At 37.4% G+C, this 16,309-nt stretch carries 16 protein-coding genes and 1 riboswitch; of the genes, 11 read left to right on the forward strand and 5 right to left on the reverse strand.

What is annotated here, in order from left to right; all coding sequences use genetic code 11:
* Positions 1 to 62: 62 nt before the first annotated feature.
* Both sufC and sufD read left to right on the forward strand, forming a co-directional pair.
* Positions 63 to 806, forward strand: coding sequence for a Fe-S cluster assembly ATPase SufC (sufC, locus tag ACZ5V8_RS04495; RefSeq protein WP_464218523.1), 744 nt, complete (start codon positions 63 to 65; stop codon positions 804 to 806).
* Between the two features lie 10 nt (positions 807 to 816).
* Entirely contained in the window at positions 817 to 2,055 is a 1,239-nt protein-coding gene (sufD, locus tag ACZ5V8_RS04500) for a Fe-S cluster assembly protein SufD (RefSeq protein ID WP_464218524.1), read from the forward strand.
* On the opposite strand, the gene ACZ5V8_RS04505 is transcribed toward sufD, so the two are convergent.
* The gene (locus ACZ5V8_RS04505; protein ID WP_440615565.1) at positions 2,052 to 2,342 is read right to left on the reverse strand and encodes a YciI family protein; all 291 of its coding nucleotides are present in this window, start codon (positions 2,340 to 2,342) and stop codon (positions 2,052 to 2,054) included. The two genes, sufD and ACZ5V8_RS04505, sit on opposite strands and share 4 nt — an antisense overlap.
* Before the next feature lie 132 nt (positions 2,343 to 2,474).
* On the opposite strand from ACZ5V8_RS04505, the gene ACZ5V8_RS04510 reads away from it, so the two are divergent.
* Complete coding sequence (locus ACZ5V8_RS04510) at positions 2,475 to 3,809, forward strand: chloride channel protein (RefSeq protein WP_440615564.1); 1,335 nt, start codon at positions 2,475 to 2,477, stop codon at positions 3,807 to 3,809.
* 102 nt (positions 3,810 to 3,911) lie between these two features.
* Complete coding sequence (locus ACZ5V8_RS04515) at positions 3,912 to 4,673, forward strand: malonyl-ACP O-methyltransferase BioC (RefSeq protein ID WP_464218525.1); 762 nt, start codon at positions 3,912 to 3,914, stop codon at positions 4,671 to 4,673.
* A 4-nt stretch (positions 4,674 to 4,677) separates the two neighbouring features.
* Here ACZ5V8_RS04515 and ACZ5V8_RS04520 read toward each other — a convergent pair whose 3' ends face one another.
* The 4 genes from ACZ5V8_RS04520 to ACZ5V8_RS04535 form a co-directional block, all read right to left on the reverse strand.
* Positions 4,678 to 7,149: a TcfC E-set like domain-containing protein gene (locus tag ACZ5V8_RS04520; RefSeq protein WP_464218526.1), complete on the reverse strand. Its 2,472-nt coding sequence runs from the start codon at positions 7,147 to 7,149 to the stop codon at positions 4,678 to 4,680.
* Between the two features lie 3 nt (positions 7,150 to 7,152).
* The gene (locus ACZ5V8_RS04525; RefSeq protein WP_464218527.1) at positions 7,153 to 7,668 is read right to left on the reverse strand and encodes a hypothetical protein; all 516 of its coding nucleotides are present in this window, start codon (positions 7,666 to 7,668) and stop codon (positions 7,153 to 7,155) included.
* 28 nt (positions 7,669 to 7,696) lie between these two features.
* Complete coding sequence (locus ACZ5V8_RS04530) at positions 7,697 to 8,158, reverse strand: hypothetical protein (protein ID WP_464218528.1); 462 nt, start codon at positions 8,156 to 8,158, stop codon at positions 7,697 to 7,699.
* A 95-nt stretch (positions 8,159 to 8,253) separates the two neighbouring features.
* Complete coding sequence (locus ACZ5V8_RS04535; RefSeq protein ID WP_440615559.1) at positions 8,254 to 8,736, reverse strand: hypothetical protein; 483 nt, start codon at positions 8,734 to 8,736, stop codon at positions 8,254 to 8,256.
* Between the two features lie 257 nt (positions 8,737 to 8,993).
* Between ACZ5V8_RS04535 and dgt the strand changes: the two genes are divergently transcribed.
* The 7 genes from dgt to ACZ5V8_RS04570 all read left to right on the forward strand — a co-directional run bounded on the left by dgt (position 8,994) and on the right by ACZ5V8_RS04570 (position 16,204).
* Positions 8,994 to 10,370 carry a dGTP triphosphohydrolase gene (gene dgt, locus ACZ5V8_RS04540; RefSeq protein ID WP_464218529.1) on the forward strand — a complete coding sequence of 459 codons (1,377 nt, stop codon included), beginning with the start codon at positions 8,994 to 8,996 and terminating at the stop codon, positions 10,368 to 10,370.
* 13 nt (positions 10,371 to 10,383) lie between these two features.
* Positions 10,384 to 11,481 (forward strand): DNA replication/repair protein RecF, encoded by a 1,098-nt coding sequence (gene recF / locus ACZ5V8_RS04545; protein ID WP_464218530.1) that lies wholly within the window; start codon positions 10,384 to 10,386, stop codon positions 11,479 to 11,481.
* Positions 11,482 to 11,621: 140 nt separating this feature from the next.
* The gene (locus ACZ5V8_RS04550) at positions 11,622 to 12,680 is read left to right on the forward strand and encodes a ThiF family adenylyltransferase (RefSeq protein WP_464218531.1); all 1,059 of its coding nucleotides are present in this window, start codon (positions 11,622 to 11,624) and stop codon (positions 12,678 to 12,680) included.
* A 56-nt stretch (positions 12,681 to 12,736) separates the two neighbouring features.
* Complete coding sequence (locus tag ACZ5V8_RS04555) at positions 12,737 to 13,681, forward strand: DnaJ C-terminal domain-containing protein (RefSeq protein WP_464218532.1); 945 nt, start codon at positions 12,737 to 12,739, stop codon at positions 13,679 to 13,681.
* A 2-nt stretch (positions 13,682 to 13,683) separates the two neighbouring features.
* Complete coding sequence (locus ACZ5V8_RS04560; RefSeq protein WP_464218533.1) at positions 13,684 to 13,974, forward strand: chaperone modulator CbpM; 291 nt, start codon at positions 13,684 to 13,686, stop codon at positions 13,972 to 13,974.
* Positions 13,975 to 14,172: 198 nt separating this feature from the next.
* Positions 14,173 to 14,269, forward strand: a riboswitch (TPP riboswitch).
* A gap of 62 nt (positions 14,270 to 14,331) precedes the next feature.
* On the forward strand, positions 14,332 to 14,967 hold the full coding sequence (locus tag ACZ5V8_RS04565) for a PQ-loop repeat-containing protein (RefSeq protein WP_464218534.1): 636 nt from the start codon (positions 14,332 to 14,334) through the stop codon (positions 14,965 to 14,967).
* Positions 14,968 to 15,064: 97 nt separating this feature from the next.
* Complete coding sequence (locus ACZ5V8_RS04570) at positions 15,065 to 16,204, forward strand: cation diffusion facilitator family transporter (RefSeq protein WP_464218535.1); 1,140 nt, start codon at positions 15,065 to 15,067, stop codon at positions 16,202 to 16,204.
* Positions 16,205 to 16,309: the final 105 nt, after the last annotated feature.

Consider the following 16,309-nt stretch of genomic DNA (forward strand, 5'->3'; position numbering starts at 1 on the left):
ATAAATGAAATGCGTAACCTCAGTAAGTAGAAAAGTAAATTAAGAAAAAGCGAAGTAACGATATGTTGTTAGAGATTAAAAATTTACATGCCAGAGTAGAAGATAAAGTACTGCTAAAGGGAATTAATCTTGAGATTAAACCAGGTGAAGTCCACGCAATTATGGGACCAAATGGTGCAGGTAAAAGTACATTGGGTAATGTGCTTTCGGGTAAATCAGGTTATGAAGTCACTGAAGGTGAAGTATTATTAAATGGTCAGAATATCTTTGAATTGGATGCTTCAGAACGTGCGCATGCTGGTGTGTTTCTAAGTTTTCAATATCCAGTTGAAATCCCTGGGGTGAGTAACACGCAATTTCTAAAAACAGCCGTCAATAGTACACGCAAAGCCAAAGGGCAAAGCGAGCTTGATGCAATGAGCTTTATGAAAAAACTACGTGCGAATATGGATATCCTCGAAATGGATCAAAAATATATGAAGCGTGGTGTAAATGAAGGATTCTCAGGTGGCGAGAAAAAGCGTAATGAAATGCTGCAAATGATGATGCTTGAGCCTAAAGTCTGTATTCTAGATGAGACAGATTCAGGGCTTGATATCGATGCGTTGCAGGTGGTATCAAAAGGTGCGAACCATATGCGCAATGGTGAGCGTGGCTTTATTGTCATTACCCATTATCAGCGTTTATTGAACTATATTGCACCTGATTTCGTTCATGTTTTAGCAGATGGCAAAATTGTTAAATCAGGTGGTCGAGAGCTCGCACTTGAGCTTGAAGATAAAGGTTATGCTTGGATTAATGACTAAGGAGCGCAATATGTTGCAATTAGAACAGCCAATTTCTAAGCTTAATCTGCCAGATGGTGCGATTAAACAGCGTGAAAGTGCATGGCAGGCATTTATTGATCAAGGCTTTCCAAATAAAAAAAATGAACAGTGGCGCTATACCGATTTAACTGCTTTGTATAGAAAGTATGGTATTACTCAAGTTAAGCTTGAGGTTAATACAAATATTGACGAAACATTGTCAATGATTAATCTAAATACGGATATGCATAATATTGTTTTTGTTGATGGTCAGCTTGCTTATGTTGATGACATTGATGGTGTAATTATTAATGATAGTTTGTCACTAGAGCCTAAGCGTGAAAATAATGATGCACTGTCTAATCTAAACATCGCCTCATATTTAGGCGGTGTGACGATTCAGGTTAAGAAAAATACGTGTTTAACCAAACCTATTGTCATGACGTATTTACATACCGATAATAGTCAGAAGATGTTGGTTAACTATCAACATACTTTGATGATTGATGAATATGCAGAGTGTATGATTTGTGAGAATTTTATCGCATTAAGTGACACCTATTCAGCAGCCAATATCTGTAGCAATATCAATCTGAAAGAGGGTGCGAAGTGCTGCTATGATGCCTTGGCAAACAAAAGTCTGGAGCAGTTATTGGTGACGCATAAACTAAAACTCTCAATAGCTAAAAATGCCTATTATGAAACATTTCAAATGGCAGCTTATGCCGCCCTTAAGCGCATTGAGTTTGATGTGGATTTGCAAAGTGAAGGCGCTGTTTTTAATGCAAAGGGTATCTACGCTTTAACGCATAATGCAAAAACCGATTATCACATTAATGTCAAACATAATGCATCAAATACGCAAAGTGATGTCGCGTTTCGTGGTGTTGTTGGTGGTAAGGCATCGGCAACCTTTAATGCAAAGGCATATGTTGCTAAAGGTTTACACAGCATCAAAGCATTACAAAATAATCGCAACATTCAGCTAACAAATACTGCAGAAATCAATACCAAACCTGAGCTTGAAATTTATTCCGATGATGTGGTTTGTAGTCATGGCGCCACGATTGGTCAGCTTGATCAGCAGGCGCTATTTTATCTGCAATCACGTGGTATTAATAAAGATCAAGCAACAAGCCTACTTATCGAAGGATTTGTCAAGGAGCTCATTACTTTATTAAATCGCGATGAATCAACGATTGAGAGTTATCTTGATAGTCTTGAGGGGTATATTAAACACTTAGTTTAAATAAAGGCCTTAAAGGCTTCTGCATGCTTAACAGGATCAAAACTATGATAGCTGTAACTTGCTACCTTTTCAGTAATAAAGGGGTCTTCCTGCAGTAATGCTTTGATTTCATCTAAATCGCCTGAGGCTAATATCACGCCACCATTGCGTGAACTATTAGGTCCTGAGGCTATAAATAGCCCTTTTTCATAACCGCGATCTAAGAACGTGCGATGTTTTGCTCTCACTTGGTCTATAACTTCAGCAGGTGAAGTATAGGTGATGGTAATAATATGCGTTTGTTTCATCGATTTCACTTGAGTTAACATGATGTGTGGTTAATTTTGTCATAGTTATTAAGCTGTTTGTACTTTTTTTTCAAGAAACTAAAGCGTAAAATAGCATCAGCAATTTTGCTTAGAGTGGTAAAGACAGTTTTCATGAAATATTTTGATTTAAAAGCGTTAAAAAAAGATAAGATTTTCACTGAATCACGCAAACTCATGTCTCTATCACTTTGGCGAAGGCGTTTGATCTTCTGGGGTGGGGCGATTCTTGTTGGATTGATATGTGTATTGTTTGCTTATCTATGTGACAATCTCAACGACAGTTTTAATGAGTTAAGTCAAGATCATCCTTATTGGCCTTTATTTATTATGCCAATTGGCTTTATGGTGATTATTTATTTGCTTAAAACCTATTTTGATGGAGCTGAAGGTAGTGGTATTCCCCAAGTGATGACAGCCCTCAAAGTTAAAAATATGCAACGACGTAGCAAGATGGTGTCAATGCGTATTGCATTGGGCAAATTTTTATTAACCGCATTAGGCTTTTTAAGTGGCGCCTCGATTGGGCGTGAGGGACCGACGATTCAATTAAGTGCATCAGTTATGCACTTTCTAGGGCGATTAGAGAAGTTTAACCGTGAAGACACGGAAAAAGGTTTATTATTAGCCGGAGGAGCTGCTGGGATTGCTGCGGCCTTTAACGCACCTTTGGCAGGGGTTGTTTTTGCGATCGAAGAGTTAGCAGGGTCGTTTGATAAAGGCATTACCGGTACGATGATTACCACCGTCGTATTGTGTGGTTTTGTATCTTTAGAGATTATGGGCAATTACGCCTACTTTGGCGCAAGTTCTGCAACCTTAGATATTTTAGGCGGTGGCTGGATCGTGCTTATTATTGTTGCTGTTGTTTGTGGTTTTTTGGGTGGATTATTTAGTCGGATGCTGTTATTTGTATCAGCCGCGGTCGTTGGAATTATTCGCAAGCATCCGGTGTTATTCGCAGGGAGCATCGGTTTTGTTATTGCGGTAATTGGTGTGTGCACGAGTGGCGTTATTTACGGTAGTGGTAAAGAAACAGCGGTAGCACTATTAAATGGTCATGATGTCCATGTATCTATTTTCTTTGGCTTGTGGAAAATGATTGCCACTTTATTGTCGTTTGTTAGTGGTATTCCAGGGGGGATTTTTGCGCCATCTTTATCAGCAGGGGCTGGATTTGGACACATGATGAGTAGTTTTTTTGATCCTAAATATGCTGGAGCAATTATCTTAATTGGAACCGTTGCTTATTTCTCTGGTGTCGTGCAAAGTCCAATTACTTGCTTTATCATCGTGTCTGAGATGACACAAAATGTCTCAAGTGGGATGCTATTACCCATTATGTTGGCAGCTCTTCTAGGTACGGCTTCTTCACGCGTGATCTGTAAAGAACCCATTTATCATATGCTGTCATTGCGCTATTTAGATAAGTTGCGTGAACAGAAATAGATTAAGTCAAATATTCGTTCAACAGTTTTGATAGTCGACCCTGAGCGAAGTCGGAGGGTGGAAGTTAAAAAATAAATGTAATTGCTATAGGTTTTAATAAATATGTTTGATCAATCATTATTCCAAAAAAAACATCAACAATATGAGCGGCGTTTTGTTAATGATAGCTTTATAAAAAATGAAATTGCTGAGCGCTTATTAGATAAATTAAGCTTTATTAAATTAAACCCTAACTATGTTTTTATTGAAGGATTAGACTTGCATTTGTCAGAAATTAAAAAGCTTTATCCGAATGCAACAATACATCACACGCTAAATTCAGAGATAGCTTATGATGTGATTATTTCACAGTGTAAAATTCAACAGGCAGCAAATATCAATGCACAATTAAGAAGCTGGTATAAGCAGTTAAAGTCGCAAGGGGTCTTGGTTTTTACCAGTTTTGGAAGTAGCAGTTTGCAAGAGATCAAAAAAGCTTGGCAGCTTATTGATGGTATGGTACATATCAATCAAATGTTAGATATGCATGATATTGGTGATGTGCTAAAAAAAGAGCAATATCAAAGTGTAGTAATGGATGCTGAAACATTAAAACTCGAATATGAAACGATCGACACCTTATTTTCTGATATTCGCGCATTAAATGAGCCTTTAGCTGATACCAAAATGCGTAAAACCTTGACGGGTAAAGTTCGTTGGCAAAGTTTTTGTCAGCGACTGGAAAAACTCGGGTTGTCGCTAAGTTATGAAGTGTTTTATGGCTATGGCTATAAAGGTAATGAACTGATTGCAAGAAAAGAAACCGATCATGAATCAATGATTAGCTTTGATCAATTAAAAAATGCGCTTAAGCATAAGAAGTAGTTGATTACTCACAAATGATTTCATCTTGGAAAGCAATGCCATCTTCTGCCTCTAAATCATTAGCGTTGACTGTGCAAGTTTGTCCATCCTTGGTCCCAAGGGTAAGTTTATCTCCTAGTATGACATCAATTTGTGCAAAGCCATCGGCATCAGTTTCACTGGGCTCTAATCCACCAGTTATTTTGGCATAACTGAGTATTTCCCCTTGTCTATTCACAAAGTTGCCCATGATTAAAACAGCAGGTTTAGCATTAAGCTCAATCGTTTCAACATTACCTGGATAAAGGATAATATCGCGGTCATTGTTAGGAACGCTTAAGGTGACTTCATGCGCTTGAACTTGTACGTTATGCTCTTTATATACTGACATTGGTACAAAGTAACTCTCATTACTATCGATGATTGCATTTTCTTTGCCATCAACATAGATGGTATATTTACTAGGAATATCTGCATTAACATAAATAAGTACACCACTGCGATTATCTGAGCCACTAATTCCCCAGTTGGTTATTGGTGTGTAGGCAAGTGAGCTTGATGTTTGAATGTTGTAGCTAATGACAGATTTATCATGTTTTGATTGTGCCAAATTAAGCTGTTGTAGTGAATTAAAGTAGCGATTGCTAGTGCTTGCATATTGTGAATAGTATTGGGTGTTGTGATTGACTTCAGTGCTGACACCTACATCATTTTGATAGTCACTACCTGCAAACTCTTTGCCAATATTGAGTTTAATGTTTTCCTCTCTTTGTACTTCTTTCTCACTTTGTTGACTTACTTGACCTTCAAGACCTGCTGCCATATACCAGCCATTTTGTGTGGCAAAGCTCCATGTTAATTGTAAGAAGGCGCTTTTGTTGCTTTTTGAGTGATCTAAAGATAACGAGAGTGTTAAGTCATTGTTGTCTCCGAAGCTTAGCGTTTTAGCAATACCAAAACCAATATCGTGTTGGAAGTTATTATCGATATAGGCATAGCTTAATGAAGTTGTGAAGTTAATGTCATGCCAATTAAAGGACAATGATGTGCCAATATTTGTATTACTGGTTTGTGTGTCTTCAAAATACTGATTGATATAGCTACTACTATTTTCTTTAACCCAGGTTTGTCGGAAAAAAGTATTCAATGTCACGCCTGATACGTTACCCGCAATAGAAAAAGCAAGACCAAGATCACCAAAATTACTCACAGCAAGTGAGTTATACAAACTTAAATGTGACAACTCCATCATGAACATAAACTCACCAATGGCTTCTTGTTGATTAAACATGGTTATATGCTCACCAATACCAAAAGATTTACTTAAGCGCTGTTTAGCTTCAAACGTCAGTACATTAAGATCGGTTAGGGTAGGAAAAGTCGTCCCTGAAACAAGTTCAGCCAAACGCCCATAGCTTATGTAATAATTAGGTAACGTCAAAAGTGGTAATGCGTTGGTCTTAATAAAATAAACTTGTTTATTAGAGGTTTGATTGGTCAATGTGCGTGTTTCAAGGCGTAGCATATAAGCACCTGAGGGAAAACTACGTGTATCAAGAAAATGATTCCCTGGTGGGAAATACTGGGTATCAATTAAGGTATTACCACGATAAACATCAACATAGCTAGGCACAATGATATTGACTTCAACTGGTGTGGCAATTTGCTCATTTAAGTTAGTCAAAAGTTCAAGATTGGTTTGCACGCTGGCGCCGATAATTTGTAAACTTGGGATGATCATTGTGCCTACTGTATCTTGTAAGCCTATTGATAGGTGATACTGTTTATGGCGCCAATTTAGATCAAAGTCACGAAACTGAAATTGCTTAATTGGTGGCTGCCCAGGGGTGACGGAATAGGTGAAGTTATCCTTATAATCGAAATGCCAGTTACCATAGCCTAAATAACCATTGTGATTTAAAGCCATCGAGTGGTTCTGATCATTATTACCTGATAGACCCAGTTGGAATAGATTAAGCATGCCAAAGCCTGCGGTTGAATCTTTCAGAAATTTAGCAGGAACGGCATCTTGTGCCAAAAGATATTTGGGATTAATAAACAGTTGCGCACGATAATTATTGCGATCAAAAATAACGCCCAATGTTTGTGGACGAATAAAGCCACAATTGAGACCATTGCTGCAATTACGTTCGCCATTGGTTTTTTGTGGTGTTGATATTTCCTGCAATAGTAAATGTTGGGCAGTTTTTGCAATATAGGGTTTAAGTTTTTGTAATATAAGATCAGGTTCATCAAAAGTAATTTCATCATCATTAAAAGTGGCTGTTGTCTCTAGTAGTTTTTCTTTACCAAAAACAATAGTAACAAGGCTTGTTTCATCATCTTCAATAAAGTCTTCAAAGCCCGGTGGTAAATCGGAGGCGGCAGAAATTTTAGGTGTCATGCCAAAAAATAAACAGTGGCATAGCGCGATGCTCAAATAGATAGCAATTTGCTTGACCTTATTCTTGCAAAAGAGCTGATAAATAATAGGCATGACTTATCTGCTTTGCAGAATTAATGACAGCTGGTAACGTCCAGCTTTGGCATTTTGAATCGCATGTTTGGAGAATTTAATGGCAATGGTTTCATAAAGTTGACATTCATTAACGTTGTGATTATTTGTTTGAATGGCCTGAATCTGGTTGTAAGGCATTGGTATCTTGTTAATTAAAATACGATAAGGTAGATTGCCTTGATTGTTTAAACCTTTAGCAATGAATTTACCTTCATTTGTGGTAACGCGTAAAGGAAAGCTTTTATTACCCTTGTGATAAGCGCAGAAAGTGCCTATAGGAATAATTTGATCCCGACCTTTGGTGATCATATCTGCACTAATAACGATTTTTTCATTGAGTGTCAGATTGCCAACCACGAAACGTGGGTTTTCTTGTTCTTTTTTAGTTGGGCGCTCATAGTATTTTGAGTTGTTCTTGAACTGATAAGCCGTTAGGGTTGCAGGGATAAAGGCAGCAAGAAAAAAAATAAAAGCAAGACGTTTGCTTGATGCTGTCATTTAGCCTCCCATGATTTAGTATCGATTATTAACCAATTGCAATGTTGGCAATATAATGGATAGATCCTTGCACATCAATACCTGCTGCATCGTCGGCAACTGCCGTTTTGTCATCAGCTGACTTTTTATATTCACTAATCACTAACTGTAGTTTCATAGGTTTAGTGACTTTACCCTTTGCACGCACTGAAATACGCTTATTATTGCCAGCGCCTAAATTACGAATTAATATCGGGCTGATAATAACAGGTAGATTTTTAAGTTCTTTATTGCTATAAGTGATAATGTTTTTAGGATCCGTTACATTCTTAACTTGTACAATAAAGGTACCCTTGCTATTACCAATGTTAGTCAGTGGAATATAATCACGTTTAACTTTTTGGTTGATGACAACATCAGGTTTAACAACATCAAGTACCGCACCAGCAAAAAGAGAAGATGTACTAATGGTCAGTAACAAAAGACCTGCGAATATACGCATTAATTTCATGGCTTTATTCCTTATAAATAACAAAAGGGACTCTCTAAAAAGATATCCCTTATGGTTTTACTTATGTACTGAAAAATTTAATTGAATACGTGTTGTTAAGCAACACTTAAATTCAAAGAGGCATTATATGTCCCAGCTTTTGCATTGCGAATATCAGCACCTTTAAATGTCATAGAAACCGCTTCTTTGGTTTTACAGCCTGATGGTAAATCATTAGCATCAACAACCAGTTCATTTTTACCATATTTGACAGGCGTTTTATTGATCACAAGCGTGTAAGGTAGCTGACCTTCACCTTTGGTACCGACAACTGCAAATTTCTTCTCATTATTTGAAACATCAACCGTTACTTTGCCATTTTTATCATTGGTATATGTGCAGAACTCGGCCAAATCAAAAGTTTTGTCTTTGCCTGCAGCAACGTCAGCAGCTGAAATAACAATCTTTTGGTTCATGCTAAGATCACCAAGAATGCTTTTTGCTTCAACAACAACTTCAGATTTGCCTGCCTCTTTAGCAAAAGCTGAAATCGATAACAACGCACCTACTGTGAATACTGCAACTAAAACTTTCTTCATAAATTATGCTCCTTTGTGTATTCTTATTATTTTCCTTAAGGATTTATCAAACCTAATTTGCTGATGCTCGGCTAATAACAGCTTATGCAACAACGCGCTTATTATTACGTAGATTTATTAACTCTGTAAAGTAATGACAAACAAAAAAACGTCAATACTATGCCTGACAGTGCACGAAGCGCTGTGAAAAGCACAAACAATCAGTTACACTGCTGTTGTGTTAGAAATTAAGTTAACAACAGGAAATATTGACAGTTATGTCAAGCAAGCTAAAAAGATCACTTTATCAGGAAAAAGATTATTATCGTGGTGTGTATGAATCACATCCAAAAGAGCATTTTTCTGCCTTTCGTCGTGATTATGCACGTGTCATTCACTCAGCATCTTTTAGGCGTCTGCAAGGCAAAACACAGATTTTTCCTTGTTCTGAAAGTGAATTTTTTAGAAACAGATTAACGCATTCGCTGGAAGTGGCGCAAGTTGCCAAATCCATTGCAACAGGATTAAACTCACGCTTTGACTTAGACTTGGATACTGACTTAGTCGAGACAGCAGCATTGTGTCATGATATTGGACACCCACCCTTTGGCCATAATGGCGAGAAAGCATTACATGCTAAAATGCGTGAATTTGGTGGTTTTGAGGGCAATGCGCAAACGTTAAGGTTATTAGCAAAAACCGAGAAAAAAGTGTTTAAAGGCGAGGGACCTATTCATTCAGGTAAGGATAATCGTTTTGGCTTGAATTTAACACATCGTACCTTGGCGGCAACACTCAAATATGACAAAGAGATTCCTAGTTATATTATTAGCTCGAGTGATCGACCGATAAAAGGGTACTATGCCAGCGAAAAGGCAATGGTTGAGAAAATTAAACAACATGTGCTTTTTGGTTATCCTGATGATATTTTGCAAGGGCGCAAGTTTAAGACAATAGAATGCTCAATTATGGATTTGGCAGATGATATTGCGTATTCGACTTATGATATTGAGGACGCTTTCAAGGGTGGTTTTTTAGATCCATTATCAATGGTTAATGCCGAAGAAAAAGTACTTATAAAAGTACAGCAGCAAGCTGAGCTTGATGGGCTTTATTTATCAATCACAGAGATTAAAGCGATTTTAAAATCAATATTTGAAGGGATTATCGATTTTGATGCTAAATTTGACGATATTTATCAGCAGGCAAAAAAACTGGCTACTTCAAGCTATTTACGCACAAAATTCACTTCAAACCTTGTGCATTATTGTATTTCACATGTATCCCTTAATTATGATGAGACTTGTCCAGTATTATCCTCAGTTTCTCTTGAGTCAGACGTTTACAAACAAGTCGAAGTATTAAAGCTTTTTGTCTACTTTATGGTGATTAGCTCACCCAAGATGAATGTTGTGCGTTATCAAGGGCGTAAGATTATCTCTTCATTATTTGATATATTAATTAACTCACAGATAGAGACATCCCTTTTGCCTGAAGATATTGGTGAGATTTTTTATGCCTTTGACCCAGATGATCAGATTAATCGTGCGCGAGTCATCAGTGATTTTATAGCAAGCATGACTGATCGCTATGCGATTGAGCTACATAATCGTTTAACCTCGTCATCTGTGCAAAGCATTTTTAAACCAGTTTAAGCTTTTCTCGTTTATGTATATCAGCGCACTTAATATCTTTCAGTTTCGTAATTTAGCCAATACCTCATTGGCATTGCATCCGCGAGTGAATGTTGTTTGTGGGCAAAATGGCAGTGGCAAAACCTCTATTTTAGAAGCTATATACTTTTTATCGATGGGGCGTTCTTTTAGAAGCTCACAGCTTGCGCGAATCATCGAGCATGAAAAAGATAATTTTCAACTGTTTGCTAAATTTTATAGTGGTTATGGAGCGAATGATTTAAAAGAAAAAACGCTTGCTAGCATGCGTGACAAACACAGTAAAAGTATCGTGAAATTAAATGCTGAAGATGCACAATCGCAAGCACAGTTAACACGTGCATTGCCTGTACAACTGTTTAATCCTGAGAGCTTTAGCTTAATAAATAGTGGCGCGCAACAACGCTCTAAACTTCTAGATTGGGGGGCTTTTTATCATAAGCCCCAATTTTTAACATTATGGCAGCAATCAAAACGTTTGATTAAGCAGCGTAATGCGGCATTAAAGCAAGGTTATCCATTAAGCTATATAGAAATTTTGGATCAAGAGCTTGTTGCTAAATCAGAAAGTTTAGATCAGGCACGACTTGAATACTTTGAGATTTTAATGCCTAAAGTCATGTCAATTCTCAAAGAATTTAACAGTGAACTTGTTATTGACATGAGCTATTATCGTGGTTGGTCGCAAGATAAAAGCTTAAGAGATGTATTAACTTCAAGTTATGCCAGTGATGCAAAATCAGGTGTTACCAGTCATGGTGTGCATCGCGCGGATTTACGCTTTAAGGTCAAAGGTCATCCAGCGCAAGATATTCTTTCACGTGGTCAGCAGAAGATTTTAATATCAGCGTTGAAACTAGCACAAGGTGAGATATTTTCAAAAGAACATCAAACCGGTTGTATTTATCTTGTGGATGACCTGCACTCAGAGCTAGATCAAATGCATTTACAAAAAGTGCTTAATAAGTTGATGCATATTAATGCACAAATTATTATGACAGCAATTAAATTAGAGCATTTACAAAGTTTGCTGAATAATATTGAGTTTGCACATTTTCAGTTACAAAATAATGTTTGTGAAAAATTGGATTAGCTATTATAACTATTTAGTTTGCCTGCTCGTAACAACAATATTACAAGGTTTTTAGATCGAAAGTGCTAGTTGTTGAATTGATAGCTTGCTTAGAGCGGTTATAATTGATGACATCATATAGAGTTTGATGAATATATCTTATGAATTATAAACGTTATCAACGTCATTTTCCGGTTATGGGGATTGAAGGACAGCAAAAATTACAAAATGCGCGCGTTTGTATTATCGGTTGTGGTGGCATTGGCTCTCCTGTGTCGATGTATTTGGCAGCAGCTGGTGTTGGTGTTTTAGGACTTGTTGATTTTGATGTGGTTGAATTATCTAATTTGCAACGACAAATCTTATTTACCGAAAATGATTTGGGCGTTGCAAAATCAACGACTGCAGTAAATCATTTATCAGCAATTAATAGTGATATTGAGTTGATCGAATATAATGAGCGCTTAGATTTTGAGCGTGCGTGCGAGCTTTTTACAAACTATGATTTAATCATCGATGGCAGTGATAATTTTCAAACGCGTTATGCAGTAAATGACGCATGTTGCAAGTTTAATAAACCCTTTATTAGTGCCAGTGTGCTTAAATCACAGGCGCAATTAAGTTTTTTTGATCCCACAAAGTCTTGCTATCGTTGTTTATATCCATCGCCACCTCCGGCTCACTTAGTGCCAAATTGCTCAGAAGCAGGGGTGTTGGGCGCAAGTGTCGGTGTCGTTGGCACGATGGCAGCAAATATGGCAGTGAATTTCTTTTTAGGCAAAGAGATTAAGCAGCATCTAATGATATTTGATAGTGATGCATTGACTTGGCAAAATTATGGGTTTAGACGCAATCCAAATTGCAAGGGTTGTGTAACACATGATTTTGGTCTTGAGCAAAACAATAATACAGTAATCGAAGTACAAAAGGCATATCAGCTTGATCCAGAGGCATTGATTATTGATGTGCGCGAAGCATGGGAGCTTGATATTGCTGCCTTAGACGTTAAAGCAGAACATCTGCCGTTGGCGCAAGTGTTGCAAGGTGTTGTGCCAGAAGGTATAAGTAAAGCACAAAAAATTATAGTGATTTGCAAACTTGGCGTTAGAAGTCAAAAGGCTGCACAAAAGCTTATTGAGCTTGGCTTTGAAAACGTCTATAACTATGAAGGCGGCATTGCTCGTTACTTTAAAGAGCAACAAAAAGAGATATGTTATTAACTTAAATTATTAAGCGGTATTGACAAAATAAAAACTAAGTAAAAGGAAATTGATCTATGGAAAAAGATTACTATCAGCTGTTAGGTGTAGCCAAAACAGCCACCGATGCTGAGATTAAAAAAGCCTATCGTCGTTTAGCTAAAAAGTATCATCCTGATGTCAGTACAGAAGCCAATGCCGAAGAGAAATTCAAAGAAGTGCAAGATGCTTATGAAGTACTGAAAGATAGTGAAAAGCGCAAGCTATACGATCAATATGGCGCTAATTGGCAGCATGCCAAACAGGGAGGTTTTCATCAAAGTGGAAATACGCATCAAGGGCATGGCAATCGCCAACAACACTTTTACCAAGAAGGTGATTTTAGTGGTTATGAGGATATCTTTGGTGAATTTTTCCGCCAACAGCATAACCAGCGTCAAGGGCGTAAACAAGGTTTTGCAATGAACGGTCAGGATTTGCATACCAAGGTTGAAATTAGCGTAAACGATGCTTTAGCAGGTGTTGAGCGTGAGCTGCATTTTGCTTATCAGGCAGTTAATGACGAGGGACTAGTTGTTGAGAAAACGAAACGTCTAAAAGTTAAAATTCCTAAAGCCGTTGGCAATCATCAACAAATCCGTCTAAAAGGCCAAGGAGAAGCAGGTGTTGGCGGTGGCTTAAGTGGTAATTTATATCTTGAGATCATTGTTCAGTCTGATAAACAATACAAAGTAGTTGGTAATGATATTTATAGTCATATCCCCATAGCGCCTTGGGAGGCGGCGTTAGGTGCTGAGATTAATTTACCAACACCACATGGTCAGATAAAGCTTAAGGTGCCAGAGCATACCCAAAGTGGTAAAAAAATGCGCTTAAAAGGTAAAGGCTTGGCAGGTGGTGATTTTTATGTGGTGCTAGATGTTATATTGCCGCCTGCGGTATCAGCAGCACAAAAAGCATTTTATCAAAACATGGCCACTGAGATGGCGTTTGATCCGCGTAAAGATCTATTAGGAGCATAAAGATGACGGAGATGATTATAAAAAGTGACTATATTAGCATTGTTGAGTTATCCGAAATGTTATGTGTGCCACAAACTATTATTATCGAATGGATTGAGCATGATGTGGTAAGTGCTAAAGTGCAAGCGGATAGTTATTATGTTTCAGCATATGATATTGCACGCGCTAAATCAGCGATGCGTTTAATGCGTGATTTAGGTGTTAATCCATCGGGCATTTCAATTATTTTAAGTTTAAGAGAAAAAATAAAAGAACTAGAGGCGGTTGTTTCTGTTAATATATACCGCTCGTAAATCATTTTGCGGTGTTAGATGTCGAAGAGGTTTTTGATGTTTTTGGGTGATGGAACTGCAGACAATAGCTGAGACTATTGGCAAAATTGCATCACCCAAAAGGGCATAAAATTCAATGACAGAAATGCTGTAAAATGGTTTATGGGCGGTATAAGCTAATCTCAGGCTTGTTTAGGTCAAAAATACATACTAGAATGATGCCAACAACAGGGGTGCATTTTGCTGAGAAGGTTTTACCTAACCCTTTGTACCTGAACTAGTTAATCCTAGCGTAGGAAGTTGCTAAAGTGTGTGTCGTGCATTATTTTTCTATCTTCCTGTGCATATGTAAAGCCAAGCCAAGGGGAAAATCAAAGCGTGATCGGTCATATTAGCATTAACATATCATTTGTTATTTATTGCATTTATTTTTTGCCACAGATTATTCATAACCAATTAAAACACCAAGCAGGACATATTAGTCATGGCACGCATTTGTTGATGGTTGTTGCTAATGTTTTGGATCTGATTTATGGTTTTGATTTGCAATGGCAATACCGTGCCGTCACGATGTTGACTTTGGCATGTTTGTTATTCCAACAGTGGCAAATATACCGTGATAGCAAACATTCAAATCAAGGAGCAAATATAAACGCTAAAAATTATAACTTTCATATTATATGCTTGCTTATTATTGCTGTTGGTATTGCTTTGGTCAGTTTACATAACTTAAACAATACAATGTTAGAAAACATCGGCTTTATCAGTATGTTTTGCTATGCGGTTTATTGGCTGCCGCAAATTATAAAAAATATCAAAGAGAAAAATGCCACAGGGTTTAGCTTAATTTTTCTAGTATTAAACGTGTTAGCACTGGTTTGTGATGAAATATCTGCATTAAGCTTTGGTTGGCCACTGCCGAGTATTATCAGTCCTATTGTGATTTTAAGCTTACTATTTATTATGGTTGGGCAATACTATTACTACCAACGTCTGAGAATGATTATTGATTAGCACTAAATTGGTGCTATATCAATAATTTTGATATACAAATCAAGAAACTTCAGTATGCTAGGCACTATCAATTGATCTAGCATAAGATAGTTTAAATATGGCTGTTTCTGAATTAGAACGCTATCAAGCAAGTAAAAAAGTCACCATTGTTGGGATGTTTGTTAATACCATTCTGGCGCTATTAAAAATGTTGATTGGTCTAGTCGGTGGCTCGCCTGCATTATTCGCCGATGGCGTGCATTCATTTTCGGATTTATTAAGTGATATTATGGTATTGTTTGCCGCAAAACATGCCAATAAAGGCGCTGATAGCAATCACCCGTATGGACATGAGCGCATTGAGACTTTAGCAACCGTTATCTTATCAATCATTTTAATCCTGGTGGCATTACTCATTACTTATCATGCGTTAGCTAATTGGTTTACGGGAGAATTAGTGATTCCCGATCAATGGACCATTTATGCTGCTATTTTCTCGATTTTAGCCAATGAAGGACTTTTTCGTTATACGATGGTCACAGCTAATCGCATTGATTCTGATCTTTTACGTGCTAATGCTTGGCATAGTCGATCAGATATGTGGTCATCTGTTGTCGTACTTATCGGCTTAATCGGTAGTATGCTTGGTTTGATGTGGATGGATGCATTAGCAGCAATGATTGTGTCGATTATGATTGGTAAGATGGGTGTTAAGTGGTGTTATAAAGCACTATCTGAGTTGGTAGATACCGGTGTGGATGATGAATTATTGCATCAAATTGAAGAGATTATTAGAAATGTTGATGGTGTTAAACATCATCACTGCTTACGCACGCGTCAAATGGCAGGACAAGTGGTACTTGATGTGCATATTTTGGTTGATTCGCATATCACGGCATCAGAAGGGCATTATATTGCGGAACATGTTCGCGGTGCTCTGACCTTAGCAATTGACAATATTAAAGATATTACAGTCCATGTCGATGTTGCTGAGCACCCTGAGGAAATTGTTAACCCTCAAGATATGCCGCCAGCGCGTAAAGAGATCTTGCAACAATTAGCAACTTACATTGACGAAAAGCATCAAAACGTTGATTTATGTCAAATTGAGATGTTTGTTTATTACTATCCTAAACGGATTGAGTTATACTTACTGGCGCCGGCTAAGGAGCTGGAAATATTGCAGTTAATTGATGTGGAGCGTTTCCAGATCAATGGTGTTGGATCAACTAATGTGAAGCTGTTTGGTAGTAATTAATAATAGAGATGCGTATATGCACTAAAGTGTGTGCGTAATTGCTTTAGATCAATCGCTATTTTTTATTTATCAGGTTTCTCAATATAATGAGTAAAAAATAAGGAT

It is taken from the genome of Cysteiniphilum sp. GTC20157 (assembly GCF_055396795.1).

Bases quoted from the DNA above. Each gene is read 5' to 3' on its own strand.
- ACZ5V8_RS04505 (WP_440615565.1), bottom strand. From the start codon at position 2,342: ATGAAACAAACGCATATTATTACCATCACCTATACTTCACCTGCTGAA.
- ACZ5V8_RS04535 (WP_440615559.1), bottom strand. From the start codon at position 8,736: ATGAAGAAAGTTTTAGTTGCAGTATTCACAGTAGGTGCGTTGTTATCG.
- ACZ5V8_RS04555 (WP_464218532.1), top strand. From the start codon at position 12,737: ATGGAAAAAGATTACTATCAGCTGTTAGGTGTAGCCAAAACAGCCACC.
- sufC (WP_464218523.1), top strand. From the start codon at position 63: ATGTTGTTAGAGATTAAAAATTTACATGCCAGAGTAGAAGATAAAGTA.
- dgt (WP_464218529.1), top strand. From the start codon at position 8,994: ATGTCAAGCAAGCTAAAAAGATCACTTTATCAGGAAAAAGATTATTAT.
- ACZ5V8_RS04520 (WP_464218526.1), bottom strand. From the start codon at position 7,149: ATGCCTATTATTTATCAGCTCTTTTGCAAGAATAAGGTCAAGCAAATT.
- ACZ5V8_RS04530 (WP_464218528.1), bottom strand. From the start codon at position 8,158: ATGAAATTAATGCGTATATTCGCAGGTCTTTTGTTACTGACCATTAGT.
- ACZ5V8_RS04525 (WP_464218527.1), bottom strand. From the start codon at position 7,668: ATGACAGCATCAAGCAAACGTCTTGCTTTTATTTTTTTTCTTGCTGCC.
- ACZ5V8_RS04560 (WP_464218533.1), top strand. From the start codon at position 13,684: ATGACGGAGATGATTATAAAAAGTGACTATATTAGCATTGTTGAGTTA.
- ACZ5V8_RS04510 (WP_440615564.1), top strand. From the start codon at position 2,475: ATGAAATATTTTGATTTAAAAGCGTTAAAAAAAGATAAGATTTTCACT.
- sufD (WP_464218524.1), top strand. From the start codon at position 817: ATGTTGCAATTAGAACAGCCAATTTCTAAGCTTAATCTGCCAGATGGT.
- ACZ5V8_RS04570 (WP_464218535.1), top strand. From the start codon at position 15,065: ATGGCTGTTTCTGAATTAGAACGCTATCAAGCAAGTAAAAAAGTCACC.
- recF (WP_464218530.1), top strand. From the start codon at position 10,384: ATGTATATCAGCGCACTTAATATCTTTCAGTTTCGTAATTTAGCCAAT.
- ACZ5V8_RS04515 (WP_464218525.1), top strand. From the start codon at position 3,912: ATGTTTGATCAATCATTATTCCAAAAAAAACATCAACAATATGAGCGG.
- ACZ5V8_RS04550 (WP_464218531.1), top strand. From the start codon at position 11,622: ATGAATTATAAACGTTATCAACGTCATTTTCCGGTTATGGGGATTGAA.